Below are 12,595 nucleotides of genomic sequence, written 5' to 3'. Positions count from 1 at the left end.
GTCGCCGATCGAAGCGCGGCGGTCAGTAGTCTGGACGGAGAAGTCCCCGTCCATTCTGTCAGGTTAAACTTTGCACGTGAATTCCGACTCCCCTGCTGATCTCACTGAACGCGAAGCCGGCCTCGCCGCTTCGCTCCTCGAAGTGTTCCGCTTCGCCTTCTCCGGACCGCAGGCTCCCCCCGCGGGTGCGACCGCGTCCCGCTGGATGCTGCTGAGGACCGGCATGATCGCCGAGGATCATCCCCAGCTGGCCGAGCTGATGGACCCCGAGGACCTCGCCGCCGGTGATGACGACCCGGAGCACCTCACGCCGATCGAAATGGGCGCCGACCAGCTGGACCCGGTCGCTGAACTGCAGGAGGCCACCTGGCCGGAGGACCTCGCCGGCGGAGCCGTCCACGCGGTGATCGATGCCGCGCCGCGGGCCGACGGGGACCGGCGAGATGACAGCGCGCCCGCGCAGACAGCTGTCGTTGTGGGCGCGCTGCTCAACGGTGAGACCTGGTGTGTGGTGCGGGCTGTGGAGAACGGCCGGGTCATCGCGGACTCCCCCACGAGGATGGGGCGCCGCCTCATCCCGGCGCTCGTGGACGCCCTGCAGGCGAGCCTCGGCCTCGCCCCGGCCCAGGACTGACGCCCAGCAGCGTCACACCACCACTCGGCGGCGTCCACCGCTGCTCAAGCGGAGGCGGTGGGATCAGAACGGCGGCTCCTTGTCGCCTTCTGCCCCGTCGGCCTCCTCTCCCCCACCGACGCAGACGGCGACCAGCTCCGACGGGTCCCGCCGTACCGGCGCTTCCCGATCCTCGGCGGTGTCGTCGGGAACAGTGCGGCCTTCGAGCTCAGCAGAGGTGTCCTCACCGCCGGTGAGCTGCTCGCCGTCGTCCCCGACCGGCTTCTGGTTGTTGTTCTTGAAGTAGCGGGTGGTGCCGAACTGCAGGCTCGGCCCGAGGGCCTCAGCATGCAGCAGCAGCGCGAAGAAGTCGCGGTTGTCGGGGCCCTTCCACGAATGGGTGGTGAGGCGCCCCGTCACGATCACCGGATCGCCGACGCTGAGGGAAGCATCAGCGTTGAGACAGAGGTCGCGGCGGCGGGTCTGCACGCGCACGAACTCGGTGCCGCGGTCGGCGAACTCCCCGGTCTTCTTGTCGAGGTACTGGTCGTTGACGGCGACGGTGAACGTGACGACGAGATTGCCGTCCGGGAACTTCTGCAGCCGGATCGGTTGGGCGATGTTGCCCACGATGGTGGTGCGGATAGCGGACATGGGTCCCCCCTTCTTTGGCGGCGCTGCGGCCGCGTCGGTCCGGCGCTTGCCGCCGGCGGTCCGTCCAGCATTTCCAGTGAGCGTCCGCACCACACCCCGCGGAGGCGAACTGTGCACAAGTGGCGGTGGGCATGGGCCACTCGAATTCGGGGCGGCGGGCCCTGCTCGCCTACACTTGAGCCGCACACCCCGCGGCGTCACCGCCGCGCCGTCGGCCCCGGGACGGGGCGACGGGTGCCCCGCCTCCGTAGCTCAATGGATAGAGCACCGGCCTTCTAATCCGTAGGTTGCAGGTTCGAATCCTGCCGGGGGCGCCCACAGCACACGAGAAGGGGTGCGGGCCAGATTTCTCTGGTCCGCCCCCTTCTGTCATCACTTCACGCGACTGGGTCAGGAGTTCAGCATCGTGCCCTCGTTGATCGGCGGGTACGGTGCGCGGATCTGCAGGTCACGCATCGATGCCGGCGCCGGATACTCGGCGCCCGGGAAGCGGCCGAACTGCTCCTCGTCCAGAACGAGTCCCTCCGCGCGCGCACGGTTGATCAGTTCGATCGCCTGCTCCGGCGTGGGATGCTTCTTGGAGAAGGTGGAGCCCGCCGGCAGCATCTGGTGGAACAGCGGCGCCTTGGGCCGCAGCCACATCCTGCCGGCGCGGGTGCGGTCGCGCAGGGCGTTCGCGCGCCAGGTGGTGATGGGGTGGGTGGAGGTCCACTGCACGAGGTGCACCCACAGTCCCTTTTCAGTGGCGGCACGGTCGGCGAGCTCGTTCACGTTGACGTGGGCGTTGAGGTACTTGCCGCCGGCCAGCAGCGCCATGGTTCCGGGCGCACCGTTGGGGACGTGCGAGTAGCCGTAGTTGTCCGCCGTGTACTCCTGGGCGCGGGAGAGGGCCTTGCCGAGGATCGGCACCTGGTAGAAGAGGTTCTGGAACAGGATGCGGAAGTAGCCGGTGTGGCCCGCAGCGTGATGCCCCACCTCGTGGGCGATGACGAAGCGCAGTGCTTCGGGGTCGCGGACACGCCCGCCCACCTCGAACAGGTCGGAGTGGACCACCACGTAGCGGCGGAAACCGTGACCGGCGGCGAACGCGTTGATCACGCCGTTGCCCATCGTCACGTAGGCGTCGGGAACGCGGCGCATGCCGAACTGCTGCGCTGCCTCGCACACCATCCGGTAGCCCTCCGGGAACTGGGTGGGGCTCATGCGGACCGCGAGCGCGCGCTGCTGCGCGTACATGAGGGCGCGCAGGATCCACAGGATCCACGGCAGGGCGCCGATGATGACGAACAGCTGGATGAGGTTCGGGTCGAGGCTGTCGACGACGGAGGCGTCGTTGCCGGTTGCGACGAGGATGATGAACACGACGATGCTCGCCAGCCACGCCAGGTTGAACCCGATGGTGACGAGCACGGCGACGGCGAAGAGCGGCAGCTCCCAGGGGTGCCGCATGGCGAGGTCGCCGGTCAGGCCGAGACGGGTGGAGCCGTTGAAGAGTCGGGGGCGGCCGACGGGTTCGCGACCGTCCAGGGGGCCGTGAGGACCGAATGCGGCCGGTGACGATGAGGGCTGCTGCGGTGAAGTCATGGAACAACCGTAGGGAAGAACCCGTCGGCTCGCCGTTAGACCTGGCGGTGCTTCCGGCCGGAGCGCCTCCGACCAACGTATGACCCCGCCGGCCCGCAGACAGTGAACAGCGGCGGCGCCTCCGAGGAGGCACCGCCGCTGGTTCGCTCAGGTGAGCGCGGGACTGCTGGCGATCAGGCCGTCGGCGTGATCAGGCCGACGGTCTGCTTACGGGCACGCTCGAAGCGGTCCGCAACATCGGCCCAGTTGACGATGTTCCAGAACGCCTTGACGTAGTCCGCCTTCACGTTCTGGTAGTCGAGGTAGAAGGCGTGCTCCCACATGTCGAGCATGAGCAGCGGGACGGAGCCGGCTGCGAGGTTGCCCTGGTGGTCGTACAGCTGCTCGATGATGAGCTTGCCGCCGAGGGAGTCCCAGGCGAGGATCGCCCAGCCGGAGCCCTGGATGCCGAGGGCTGCAGCGGTGAACTGGCCGCGCAGGCCGTCGAAGGAGCCGAAGAACTCGTCCACTGCGGAGGCGAGCTCACCGGTCGGCTTGTCGCCGCCCTCCGAGGAGAGGTTGTTCCAGAACACGGTGTGGTTGACGTGGCCGGCGAGGTTGAACGCGAGGTTCTTCTCCAGCTGGTTGATGGTGCCGAAGTCGTCCTTCTCGCGTGCCTCAGCAAGCTTCTCCAGAGCGGTGTTCGCACCGTCCACGTAGGTCTTGTGGTGCTTGGAGTGGTGCAGCTCCATGATCCGGCCGGAGATGTTCGGCTCGAGAGCGCCGTAGTCGTAGGAGAGATCCGGAAGAGTGTAGTCAGCCATGGAAGGCCCCTTTCTTCGTCGAAGTGACGCCGGGCTGCCCGATTCAGATGTGCCGCCTGGCGCGGTTCGTGTCCAACCCTAGTGGCCGGAGTTGAGCACTCGGTGACAAAGCCCTGATCAGGCGCCGGGAGCGCGCGGGCATGGGGGCAGTGGATAGGCTGGACGGGTGAAGAGCACGAAGAACACTGTCAGCAACCGAATCGTCTGGGTGGACTGCGAGATGACCGGCCTGGACAAGGCCGAGGACGCCCTCATCGAAGTCGCGGTCCTCGTCACCGACGCCGACCTCACCGTCCTCGGCGACGGTGTGGACATCGTGATCCGCCCGCCGGAGGGCGCAATCGAGTCCATGAACGACTTCGTCCGCCAGATGCACACCGACTCCGGTCTGCTGGAGGAGCTGGCCGACGGGGTCACTCTGGAAGAGGCCCAGCAGCAGTGTCTGGAGTACGTCCGCCAGTACGTGCCGGAGCCCGGCAAGGCGCCGCTCGCCGGCAACAGCGTGGGCACCGACCGAGCGTTCCTGGAGCGCGACCTGCCCCTGTTCGAGAGCTACCTCTCCTACCGCACAATCGACGTGTCCTCGCTGAAGGAGCTGGCGAAGCGGTGGCTGCCGCGGGTCTTCTTCAACACGCCGCAGAAGCACGGCGGGCACCGCGCCCTCGCCGATATCCGCGAATCCATCCAGGAGCTGAAGTACTACCGGGAGGCGATGTTCGTCTCCGCGCCCGGCCCCACCACCGACTATCTGAAGGTGCAGGCGAAGCGCTTCGAGCTCCCGGCCGACGGCTCCGCCGATTCCTCCGGTGCCGCGGACGCGGCCGATGCGGAGGGTGACCACCCCGCGAGCGTCACCTGGCTGGACTCCCCCACTCACGCCCGCTGGCTCGCCAGCGAGGGCGATGCCCTGCTCGAGTTCGCTGCCGGCTCCGCGCTCGATGAGGGCGGTTTCGGTTGGCTCGATGAGACCGGCGAGATCGACGAGTCGAAGAATCGGGAACTGTGGATCAACTGCCGCATGACCCACGTGTTCTCCCTGGCCTCCATGCTCGGCAACCCGGAAGCCGGGCAGTTCGCCGATCACGGTGTGCGCGCCCTCCGCGATGTCTTCTCCGATGCCGAGCACGGCGGCTGGTTCGATGAGGTCGCCCTCGACGGCTCGGTCGCGGGGGATTCGAAGAGCGCGTATGCGCACGCGTTCGTGGTCCTCGCCGCCGCGTCCGCTACGGCCGCTGGCCGCCCCGGTGCCCGCGCGCTCCTCGATGACGCGCTCGAGGTTCTGCTCGAACGGTTCTATGACCGCACCGAGGGCATGGTCCGTGAGAGCTTCACCAGGGACTTCTCCTCTACGGAGGAGTACCGCGGCATCAACGCGAACATGCACACGGTGGAGGCGCTGCTCGCCGCTGCTGATGTGCTCGACCGCCTGGACCTGCTGCAGATCGCGGTGGGGATCATCAAGCGCGCTGTCAACGAGTTCGCCCGCGACAACGACTGGCTGCTGCCCGAGCACTACTCCTCCGAATGGGAGATGCTGCCGGAGTTCAACACGGACAACCGCGCGGATCCGTTCCGCCCCTACGGCGCGACGATCGGCCACTGGTTCGAGTGGGCGCGCCTGACGCTGACGGCCCGCGCCGGTCTCGCCCAGCAGGGTCAGGATCAGCCGCAGTGGATGCTGGAGTGCGCGCTCGCTCTGATGAACCGCGCCGCTGAGTTCGACGGCATCGACGGCACGGGCGGGTTCCCGTACACGGTGGACTGGCAGGGCGAGCCGGTGGCGCGCGAGCGGATGCACTGGGTGGCGGCTGAAGCCGTCGGCGCCGCCGCGGTCGCCTACCGCACCACCCGTGACCGCCGGTGGGCGGACCTCTACCAGCAGTGGTGGGAGCACATCGCTGAGGACTTCATCGACCCCGCGGGCGGGTCCTGGCACCACGAGCTGGACATTGACCTGGAGCCGTCCACGACCGTGTGGCGGGGGAAGCCGGATGCGTACCACGCCGTGCAGGCCACGCTGATTCCGCGACTGCCGGTGTGGCCGTCGCTCGCAGAAGGGGTCCGACGGGGGCTGCTCGACAACCCGCAGTGAGAGGCAGCAGCGGCGCGGTGGCGGAGCTGCCGGGGCAGCCGCAGGCGTCGTGGCGGAACAGCCAGGGCGGCTGCGGGCGCAGCGGGGCGGACATGAAAAATCCCGGGACACCGCTGCAGCGGTGTCCCGGGGCACTGGGGTGATCGACGGGATTTGAACCCGCGACCGCCTGGACCACAACCAGGAGCTCTACCAACTGAGCTACGACCACCAGGGATCGGATGAGCCGCGCCCTGATCCCTCAGGACTGACGCGCTCGTCGTCACGAGTATTCAGCATAGTGCGCCCCATCCGACGAAAGCCAATCGGGTCAGCGGCCGCGTGGTGCGGATCTCGTTGCCAGAACCGCCAAGCCCACCAGCATGAACCCCGCCGCGATGAGAAGCGCCCACCGGGTGCCGTCGGTGAACGCCTCCGCCATCCCCGCTCCCGGCAGCGCACCGGGCCCATGCCCGGCCGCGTCACCCACCGCCGCGCACGTCAACCGATTGGTTGACCGCCGACGGGTACCCGGTTCAGCGGCCGCGGACCTCTGCAATCGCCCGGTAGGTGCGGATCGCCGCTTCCGCTGCGGCATAGCCGGCGTCCTCGCTCGCGCCCTCTCCCCCGGCGCGGGCGATCGCCTGCTCCTGCGTGTTCACGGTCAGCACGCCGTTGCCGACCGGGGTGGACTCCTCCAGAGCCACCTGGGCGAGGCCCGAGGTGGCGGCGCTTGCGATGTGCTCGAAGTGCGGGGTCTCTCCGCGGATCACCACGCCGAGGCCGACCACCACGTCGGTCGCACGGGCGAGGGACTGCGCCGCGATCGGGACCTCGAACGAGCCGGGAACCCGAATCTCGACGATGTCGTCTATGCCGGCGTCACGGGCGGCGCGCCGGGCGCCGTCCATCAGCGAGTCCATGATCTGCGCATGCCAGGAGGCAGCGGCGATGCCGATGGAGCGGGGACCGTTCTCTGCGGGGGCGAGCGGGGTGGAGGGGGTGCCGTGTCCGGCCATGAGAAGTCTCCTTCGATTCTGCGGAGTGTGCGAGTTGGTGGTGGGGTGGTCAGATCGCTGTGAGCATGTGGTGCATGCGGTCGCGCTTGGTGGCGAGGTATCGGGTGTTCTCCGCGCGCGCCGGCACTTCGGCACTGCGGATAGAGCGGACGCGGATTCCGTCGGCCTCCAGCGCCGCCGCCTTCACCGGGTTGTTGGTGATGAGGTCGACCTCGGTGAGGCCGAGGCGGCGGAGGATGCCGGCGGCGTCGGTGTAGAGCCGCGCGTCCACGGGCAGGCCGAGGTCGCGGTTGGCGTCCACGGTGTCCGCGCCCCGGTCCTGGAGGGCGTAGGCTCGCAGCTTGTTGAACAGGCCGATGCCGCGGCCTTCGTGTCCGCGCAGATACAGCAGGGTGCCGCCGTCGCGGGCGATCGCGGTGAGGGCGGCGTCGAGCTGTTCGCCGCAGTCGCAGCGGTGGGAGCCGAACACATCCCCGGTGAGGCATTCGGAGTGGAGGCGGACTGTGGCGCTGGGGCTTCCGTCGGCCCCGGGGGCGCTGATGCGGTCGGGGCCGTCGGCGGTGAGGGTGAGGTGCTCGCCGCGCTCCGTCTGCCAGGCGCGGGCGGTGAACGTGCCGTGCGGGGTGGGCAGGTCGATGGGGTCGCTGGCGGCGATGCCGTCAGAGCAGTCGTCAGCTCCCTCGCCGCGACCATCGGCGGCACCGTCGGGGTCGTCGGCGCCGTCGGCGCTCTGCGGCCGGCCGACGGATGCGGCGTGCCCATCGAGCTCCTCCAGCAGGCCGCTGGCGAGGATCTGCTCGATCGTGATGATCGCAAGGCCGTGCTCGGCGGCGAACGCGGCGAGGGCGGGCGCGCGCATCATGGAGCCGTCGTCGTGGACGATCTCGCCGATCACCCCGGCTGGCCGGAGCCCTGCGAGGCGGGCGAGGTCGGTGGCGGCTTCGGTGTGGCCGGGGCGTTCGCGCAGACCGCCGGGACGAGCGATCAGCGGAACGAGATGACCGGGCCGGATGAGGTCGGAAGCCTCCCCGGTGACGAGGGTGCGGGCGGTGAGGGCGCGGTCGTGCGCGCTGATGCCGGTGGTGGTGCCGTGGCGGGCGTCCACGGTGAGGGTGTAGGCGGTGAGCTTCGGGTCCTCGGAGTTCGGCACCATCAGCGGCAGGCCGAGTCGGCGTGCACGGCCCGGGGTGATGGGGGCGCAGAGGTAGCCGGAGGTGTGGCGGACCATGAAGCCGATCTGCTCCTCGGTGGCGAGTTCGGCGGCGAGGATGAGGTCGCCTTCGTTCTCGCGGTCCTCGTCGTCGAGCACAACGACGGGTCGGCCGGCGCGCAGCTGGTCGAGGGCATCGGGCAGGGGCGTGAGTCGGAGCGTCATGCGCGGGCCTCCTTCGGGGCGTCGGCGGGTGCAGCGGTGGAGCGGTCGCACGCGGATGCTGGGGCGGGCCGCGCGGCGGCGACGGCGAGGAGGCGCTGGGTGTACTTCGCGATCGCGTCGGTCTCCACGTTCACCCTCGTGCCGACGGATGCGCGCCCCAAGGTGGTGGCGCGCAGCGTCTCGGGGATCAGCGCGACCTCCGCGAAGGGCTCCGCAGCGCCCGGCACGGACACCTCAGTGATGGTGAGGGAGACGCCGTCCAATGCGATCGAACCCTTCTGGGCGATCTGACCGGCGAGGGCCGACGGGATCTGCACCCGCAGACGGCGCCACTGCCCCTCGTCGCGGCGGTCCACGACCGTCCCGACCGCATCGACGTGGCCCTGCACGATGTGCCCGTCGAGCCGGTCGCCGGCGCGGGTGCAGCGCTCCAGGTTGACCTCGTCACCGACTCTCGCACCGCCGAGCGTGGTGAGGGCGAGGGTCTCCCCCATGACGTCGGCAGTGAACAGCGCTGTGGCGGCAGCGCCCGGGTCCGCGGCGTCGGTGGTGGCAGCGGACTCTCCGGGTGCGTGCTCGGGAGCAGGCTCGGCCAGGGCGGTGAGGCAGACCCCGCTGACGGCGATCGAGGCACCGTGCTGCAGATCCGCGATGAGGTCCGCGGGTGCCGACACGGTGAGGCGGGTGAGGGAGCCGCCGAAATCGCGGATCTCGACGATCCGTCCCTTCGCTTCAACGATTCCAGTGAACATCAGACGTCCTTCCGGTCGGGGGTGCCCGCGGTATCGGCCTGCGGCGCTGCAGGGCGGGGCCGGGCGTGGATGGTGACGGTGGTGCCGTGGATTTCGGGCGCATCAGCGTCGAAGTCCAGGCGGTCGGTGAGGGTCGACGGGTTCAGGCCAAGAACACTGGGCCGGCCTGCGCCGAGGAGCGTCGGCTCGATATGGACCCACAGGTCATCGATGAGGTCCGCGGCGAGTGCCGCCCCGATGAGGGTGGGGCCGCCGTCGATCAGGAGGTGCTCCACGCCGTGCTCTCGGCGCAGCTGCGTGAGCGCGGCCGGCAGGTCTCGGGTGGCGAGGTGGACGAAGCGCCCGTCGGCTCCGATGACGGCGGACCCCTCAGGCACCGGGCGCTGCCCGATCACGACGCGCAGCGGCTGGTGCGCAGCGTCGCCTGCGGGGGTGCGGGCACTCAGGCGCGGGTCGTCCGCGATGAGGGTGCCGGTGCCGACGGCGATCGCATCGACATGCGCGCGCAGTCGGTGCCCGGCGGCGCGCGCTTCGTGGGAGGTGATCCACTGGCTGGTGCCGTCGGGAGCGGCGGTGAAGCCGTCGAGGGTCTGTGCGATCTTCGCAGTGACGAAGGGCCGCCGTTCCGCCTGGGCACGCATCCACCGGTCGTTGAGCCGCTGCGCATCCGCGGTCAGCGATTTCGCCGCAGCCGCGTCGCCGGGGGTGCTGGCGTGGTCGGTGTGAGCGACGGCGTCGACCCAGGTGAGGGCGGTGATGCCGTCGGCCCGCAGCAGGTCCGCTCCCCCGCCGGCCCGTTCGGTGGGGTCGGCGTGGGCGAACAGGCAGGCGGTGACGCCGGCGTCGATCAGGCCCCGGGCGCACGAGGGGGTGCGGCCGCTGTGGGCGCACGGCTCCAGCGTGACGATCATGGTCCCGCCGCGGGGATCGTGACCGGCGGCGCGGGCGCGGTCGAGTGCGTCGGCTTCGGCGTGGGGCGTGCCGGCGCCGCGGTGCCAGCCCTCCACGGTGTCGCCGCTGGGCAGAATCAGGAGGGCGCCCACTCGGGGGTTGGCGCTGCGTGGTCCCTTCTGGGCGAGTCTGATCGCGCGCGAGAACGCCGCGGCCAGCTCGGTGCCTGGAAGGGATGAGAGGAGTCTCCCGCTCATCGGTTCCTTTCACGACACCGGGCGCGGGAGACGGGCGCTCGCCATGAGGGCGCGCGCCAGTTGTGTTCCTCCCATCCAGACTGTGACTGTCGGCACCGGAATTCCACCGGTCAGGCCAGCTCAGCGGTCCCGCGGGTGCGGGCCGTGGAGCCGGTTAGCGGGCTGTCACCGCCAGTTCGGAATTCCACCGATTCCCGGAACAAGTGCGTCCAGTGTAACCGAGCGCAGTCCGGATCACATGCGCGACCAGCCGAGGGTGGACGGCCCGATCGTGGGCGTCCAGCCGGTCTCGTTGAAGAACCGCAGGGACGACACCCGCAGGGAGCGCCGCTGCACCTCGAGGCGGGGGCTGAGCGCGAGCTGCGCGATGTCGTTGAAGAACCGGGCGGGTTTGTCCGCCTTCGCTTCGCGGCCGAGGTCCTTCGCCCAGCGCTCACGGCGGATCGGCTCCCCGCCCACGTTGTAGAACCCGGAGCGGGCCTTCAGGGCCGCGGTGAAGGCGCGGCCGGCGTCCTGGTGGTGCAGCAGGGTGATGTAGTCCGACGGCTTCCCCAGCAGCACCGGGGCCCCATCGCGCACCTTGCGCAGGGTGTCCGTGGTGGCGGGGTCGCGACCGTACAGCTGGCCGAGCCGCAGGATCACCGCGGAGCGGCCTCGGTTGGCGAAGTCGACCGCGGCGCGCATCTCGGTGACGCGGGCTCTGAACGCGGAGCTGCGGACGTTCAGCGCCTGGTCCTCACCGATCCAGTCATCGCCGTTGTCGGGGTACATGAACAGGGAGGACTCCTGGATCAGCTTCGAGCAGCCGGCATCAGCGGCGGCCTGAGCGATCGCCACGGACGCCTCCTGATGGAGACGGTCGTCCTCACGCCACGCGAGGGGTCGCAGCGCGGTCATGCCGACGGGGATCTTCGCGAGAGTGTTGATGACGACGTCGTGCCCGCGGAATGCGCGGGCGAGGTCGGACGCGCTGAAGACGTCGGCGACGACGGGGCGGGCGCCGCGTCCTTCGATGACGGGAATGCCGCGCTCCCGGCGGGTCACACCGGTGACCTCGTGGCCCTCCGCAACCAGAGCTTCGACTGCTTCCTGGCCGAGCACGCCGGTGGCGCCGGTGACTGCGATCCTCACAGGAGTCTCCTCGGTTCGTCGTGGTGAGCGGGGGGTGGAGACCAGTCTATGCGAGCCGGTCACCTGCACCTGGGGCCCATCCGTCCCGGACGGGGGGTGTCCCTATGTTTCGAGTCAAGCCGCGAGAGCGGTCGGCTCGGGGGTAGGGGCGGTTGTCGGTGGCTGGTAGTAGGTGCCGTCGCGGAGCATGGCGTAGATGACGTTGCAGCGGCGGCGGGCTAGGCAGATCACGGCGGCGTTGTGCCGTTTGCCTTCGGCGCGTTTGCGATCGTAGTAGGCCTTGGAGATGGGGTCGTGGTTGGAGGCGACCCAGGCGGAGTAGAACAGGGCGTTCTTCAGGCGTTTGTTCCCTGACCGGGCGGGGAACTCTCCGCGGATCGAGGTGCCTGATCTGCGGGTGACCGGCGCGATCCCGGCATAGGCCGCGAGGTGGCTGGCGGACTCAAACGCGGAGCCATCACCGATCGCGAGGAGGATCTGGGCGGCGGTCTTGATGCCGATCCCCGGCATGCTCATCAAGACCGAGGCGAGAGGGAAGTCCTCCAGCATGCCCTCCACTTCGTGGGCCACGGTCGCGCGCTGTTCTTTCAGCTCTTTAACCTGGCCAGCGACTCGGGGGATCACCAGCTCAACCGCTGCGGTGGCGGGCACGATGACGGTCTGCTCGCTAAGGGCTGTGAAGATCTGCTCGACCAGCGTCTCGGGGTCGCGGCGTGAATGCGCGCGGGCGAACCGCAGCACCTTCCCTCGGCCGGCACTTCGGAGGCCGGTGGGTCCGCCAAACTTCTCCAGCAGGTCCAGCACGAGCCCAGTGGAAAGCTTCCCGCCTGCGAAGACGCGCTCGAGCGCGGGGTGGATCTGGGTGAGCAGGGACCGGATCCGGTTCAGCGCCCTTGTGGTCTCGTGAGCGAGGTCCTCATCGAACCCGGCCAGAACCTTCAGCGCGGAGAGGACCTCGCTGTCACGATCGACCTGCCGGAGGGTGTGAGGCATGGTGCGGGCCGTGTCGGCGATGATGAAAGCATCCCGCGCATCAGTCTTTGACCTGCCCGGATACAGATCCGCGGCCTTCCGCATCGCCAATCCGGGAAGGTAGGCGACTGTGCAGCCGGTATCCCGGGCCACCGCGATCGGCAACGCTCCGATGGTGTTCGGCTGATCGACGACCAGCAGAACTTCGCCGTGGTTCTGCAGCTGGGTGAACAGCTCGCGAAGTTTGGTCTCGTCCTGCGGGAGGGGCTTGTCGAACAGCTTGTTCCCCTCCGGGTCGAGTGCGCACGCGTGGTGAGCTGTCTTCCCGACGTCCAGGCCGATCACGACCGCGAACCCTGTGTTCATGACGCTGTCCTCCTCATCACTGCTGGCCGCAGTCTCGACACCCGATGCCGGCACCCACGTTACGAAGAGACCTCAGACAGAGCTGGGCCGTGTCCCTATCAGCGGTC

At 69.4% G+C, this 12,595-nt stretch carries 11 protein-coding genes, 2 tRNA genes and 1 riboswitch; of the genes, 3 read left to right on the top strand and 10 right to left on the bottom strand.

Annotated features, from left to right (window positions below; translation table 11 throughout):
- Positions 1–76: 76 nt before the first annotated feature.
- The gene (locus tag FHX50_RS01690) at positions 77–634 is read left to right on the top strand and encodes a hypothetical protein (RefSeq protein WP_183373846.1); all 558 of its coding nucleotides are present in this window, start codon (positions 77–79) and stop codon (positions 632–634) included.
- 63 nt (positions 635–697) lie between these two features.
- Here the strand turns inward: FHX50_RS01690 and FHX50_RS01685 are convergent, their stop codons facing one another.
- Entirely contained in the window at positions 698–1,267 is a 570-nt protein-coding gene (locus tag FHX50_RS01685) for a single-stranded DNA-binding protein (RefSeq protein ID WP_183373844.1), read from the bottom strand.
- Between the two features lie 241 nt (positions 1,268–1,508).
- On the opposite strand from FHX50_RS01685, the gene FHX50_RS01680 reads away from it, so the two are divergent.
- Positions 1,509–1,581 (top strand) — tRNA-Arg (locus FHX50_RS01680).
- Between the two features lie 76 nt (positions 1,582–1,657).
- On the opposite strand, the gene FHX50_RS01675 is transcribed toward FHX50_RS01680, so the two are convergent.
- Both FHX50_RS01675 and FHX50_RS01670 read right to left on the bottom strand, forming a co-directional pair.
- Positions 1,658–2,851 carry a M48 family metallopeptidase gene (locus FHX50_RS01675; protein WP_183373842.1) on the bottom strand — a complete coding sequence of 398 codons (1,194 nt, stop codon included), beginning with the start codon at positions 2,849–2,851 and terminating at the stop codon, positions 1,658–1,660.
- Between the two features lie 173 nt (positions 2,852–3,024).
- On the bottom strand, positions 3,025–3,654 hold the full coding sequence (locus FHX50_RS01670; RefSeq protein WP_183373840.1) for a superoxide dismutase: 630 nt from the start codon (positions 3,652–3,654) through the stop codon (positions 3,025–3,027).
- A 166-nt stretch (positions 3,655–3,820) separates the two neighbouring features.
- Here FHX50_RS01670 and orn point away from each other — a divergent pair, with 166 nt between their 5' ends.
- Positions 3,821–5,746 carry an oligoribonuclease gene (orn, locus tag FHX50_RS12315; RefSeq protein ID WP_343064021.1) on the top strand — a complete coding sequence of 642 codons (1,926 nt, stop codon included), beginning with the start codon at positions 3,821–3,823 and terminating at the stop codon, positions 5,744–5,746.
- A gap of 135 nt (positions 5,747–5,881) precedes the next feature.
- Here orn and FHX50_RS01660 read toward each other — a convergent pair.
- From FHX50_RS01660 to FHX50_RS01630, 7 genes are all read right to left on the bottom strand, one after another.
- Positions 5,882–5,957: transfer RNA gene (locus FHX50_RS01660), tRNA-His, on the bottom strand.
- Positions 5,958–6,261: 304 nt separating this feature from the next.
- On the bottom strand, positions 6,262–6,744 hold the full coding sequence (gene ribH / locus FHX50_RS01655; RefSeq protein WP_183373838.1) for a 6,7-dimethyl-8-ribityllumazine synthase: 483 nt from the start codon (positions 6,742–6,744) through the stop codon (positions 6,262–6,264).
- 49 nt (positions 6,745–6,793) lie between these two features.
- Positions 6,794–8,119, bottom strand: a complete 1,326-nt coding sequence (gene ribB, locus FHX50_RS01650; RefSeq protein ID WP_183373836.1) for a 3,4-dihydroxy-2-butanone-4-phosphate synthase — start codon at positions 8,117–8,119, stop codon at positions 6,794–6,796.
- On the bottom strand, positions 8,116–8,871 hold the full coding sequence (locus FHX50_RS01645) for a riboflavin synthase (RefSeq protein WP_183373834.1): 756 nt from the start codon (positions 8,869–8,871) through the stop codon (positions 8,116–8,118). Before FHX50_RS01645 ends, ribB begins: the two co-directional genes overlap by 4 nt.
- Positions 8,871–10,019: a bifunctional diaminohydroxyphosphoribosylaminopyrimidine deaminase/5-amino-6-(5-phosphoribosylamino)uracil reductase RibD gene (locus tag FHX50_RS01640; RefSeq protein ID WP_183373832.1), complete on the bottom strand. Its 1,149-nt coding sequence runs from the start codon at positions 10,017–10,019 to the stop codon at positions 8,871–8,873. The genes FHX50_RS01645 and FHX50_RS01640 overlap by 1 nt, the downstream gene beginning before the upstream one ends.
- A gap of 59 nt (positions 10,020–10,078) precedes the next feature.
- Positions 10,079–10,225, bottom strand: a riboswitch (FMN riboswitch).
- Between the two features lie 28 nt (positions 10,226–10,253).
- A complete protein-coding gene (locus FHX50_RS01635; protein WP_183373830.1) occupies positions 10,254–11,150 on the bottom strand; it encodes an NAD-dependent epimerase/dehydratase family protein in 897 nt (298 codons plus the stop codon).
- 114 nt (positions 11,151–11,264) lie between these two features.
- On the bottom strand, positions 11,265–12,488 hold the full coding sequence (locus FHX50_RS01630; protein ID WP_183375244.1) for an IS110 family RNA-guided transposase: 1,224 nt from the start codon (positions 12,486–12,488) through the stop codon (positions 11,265–11,267).
- Positions 12,489–12,595: the final 107 nt, after the last annotated feature.

This window comes from Helcobacillus massiliensis, from assembly GCF_014191425.1.
GTDB classification, from domain to species: domain Bacteria; phylum Actinomycetota; class Actinomycetes; order Actinomycetales; family Dermabacteraceae; genus Helcobacillus; species Helcobacillus massiliensis.
The sequence above is the reverse complement of the archived record's forward strand: the minus strand, read 5'-3'. Positions and strand labels throughout refer to the sequence as shown.

What these genes read in the sequence shown, in the direction of transcription:
- FHX50_RS01685 (WP_183373844.1), bottom strand. Translation starts at nt 1,267, where the DNA reads ATGTCCGCTATCCGCACCACCATCGTGGGCAACATCGCCCAACCGATC.
- FHX50_RS01675 (WP_183373842.1), bottom strand. Translation starts at nt 2,851, where the DNA reads ATGACTTCACCGCAGCAGCCCTCATCGTCACCGGCCGCATTCGGTCCT.
- FHX50_RS01670 (WP_183373840.1), bottom strand. Translation starts at nt 3,654, where the DNA reads ATGGCTGACTACACTCTTCCGGATCTCTCCTACGACTACGGCGCTCTC.
- ribH (WP_183373838.1), bottom strand. Translation starts at nt 6,744, where the DNA reads ATGGCCGGACACGGCACCCCCTCCACCCCGCTCGCCCCCGCAGAGAAC.
- ribB (WP_183373836.1), bottom strand. Translation starts at nt 8,119, where the DNA reads ATGACGCTCCGACTCACGCCCCTGCCCGATGCCCTCGACCAGCTGCGC.
- FHX50_RS01645 (WP_183373834.1), bottom strand. Translation starts at nt 8,871, where the DNA reads ATGTTCACTGGAATCGTTGAAGCGAAGGGACGGATCGTCGAGATCCGC.
- FHX50_RS01640 (WP_183373832.1), bottom strand. Translation starts at nt 10,019, where the DNA reads ATGAGCGGGAGACTCCTCTCATCCCTTCCAGGCACCGAGCTGGCCGCG.
- FHX50_RS01630 (WP_183375244.1), bottom strand. Translation starts at nt 12,488, where the DNA reads ATGAACACAGGGTTCGCGGTCGTGATCGGCCTGGACGTCGGGAAGACA.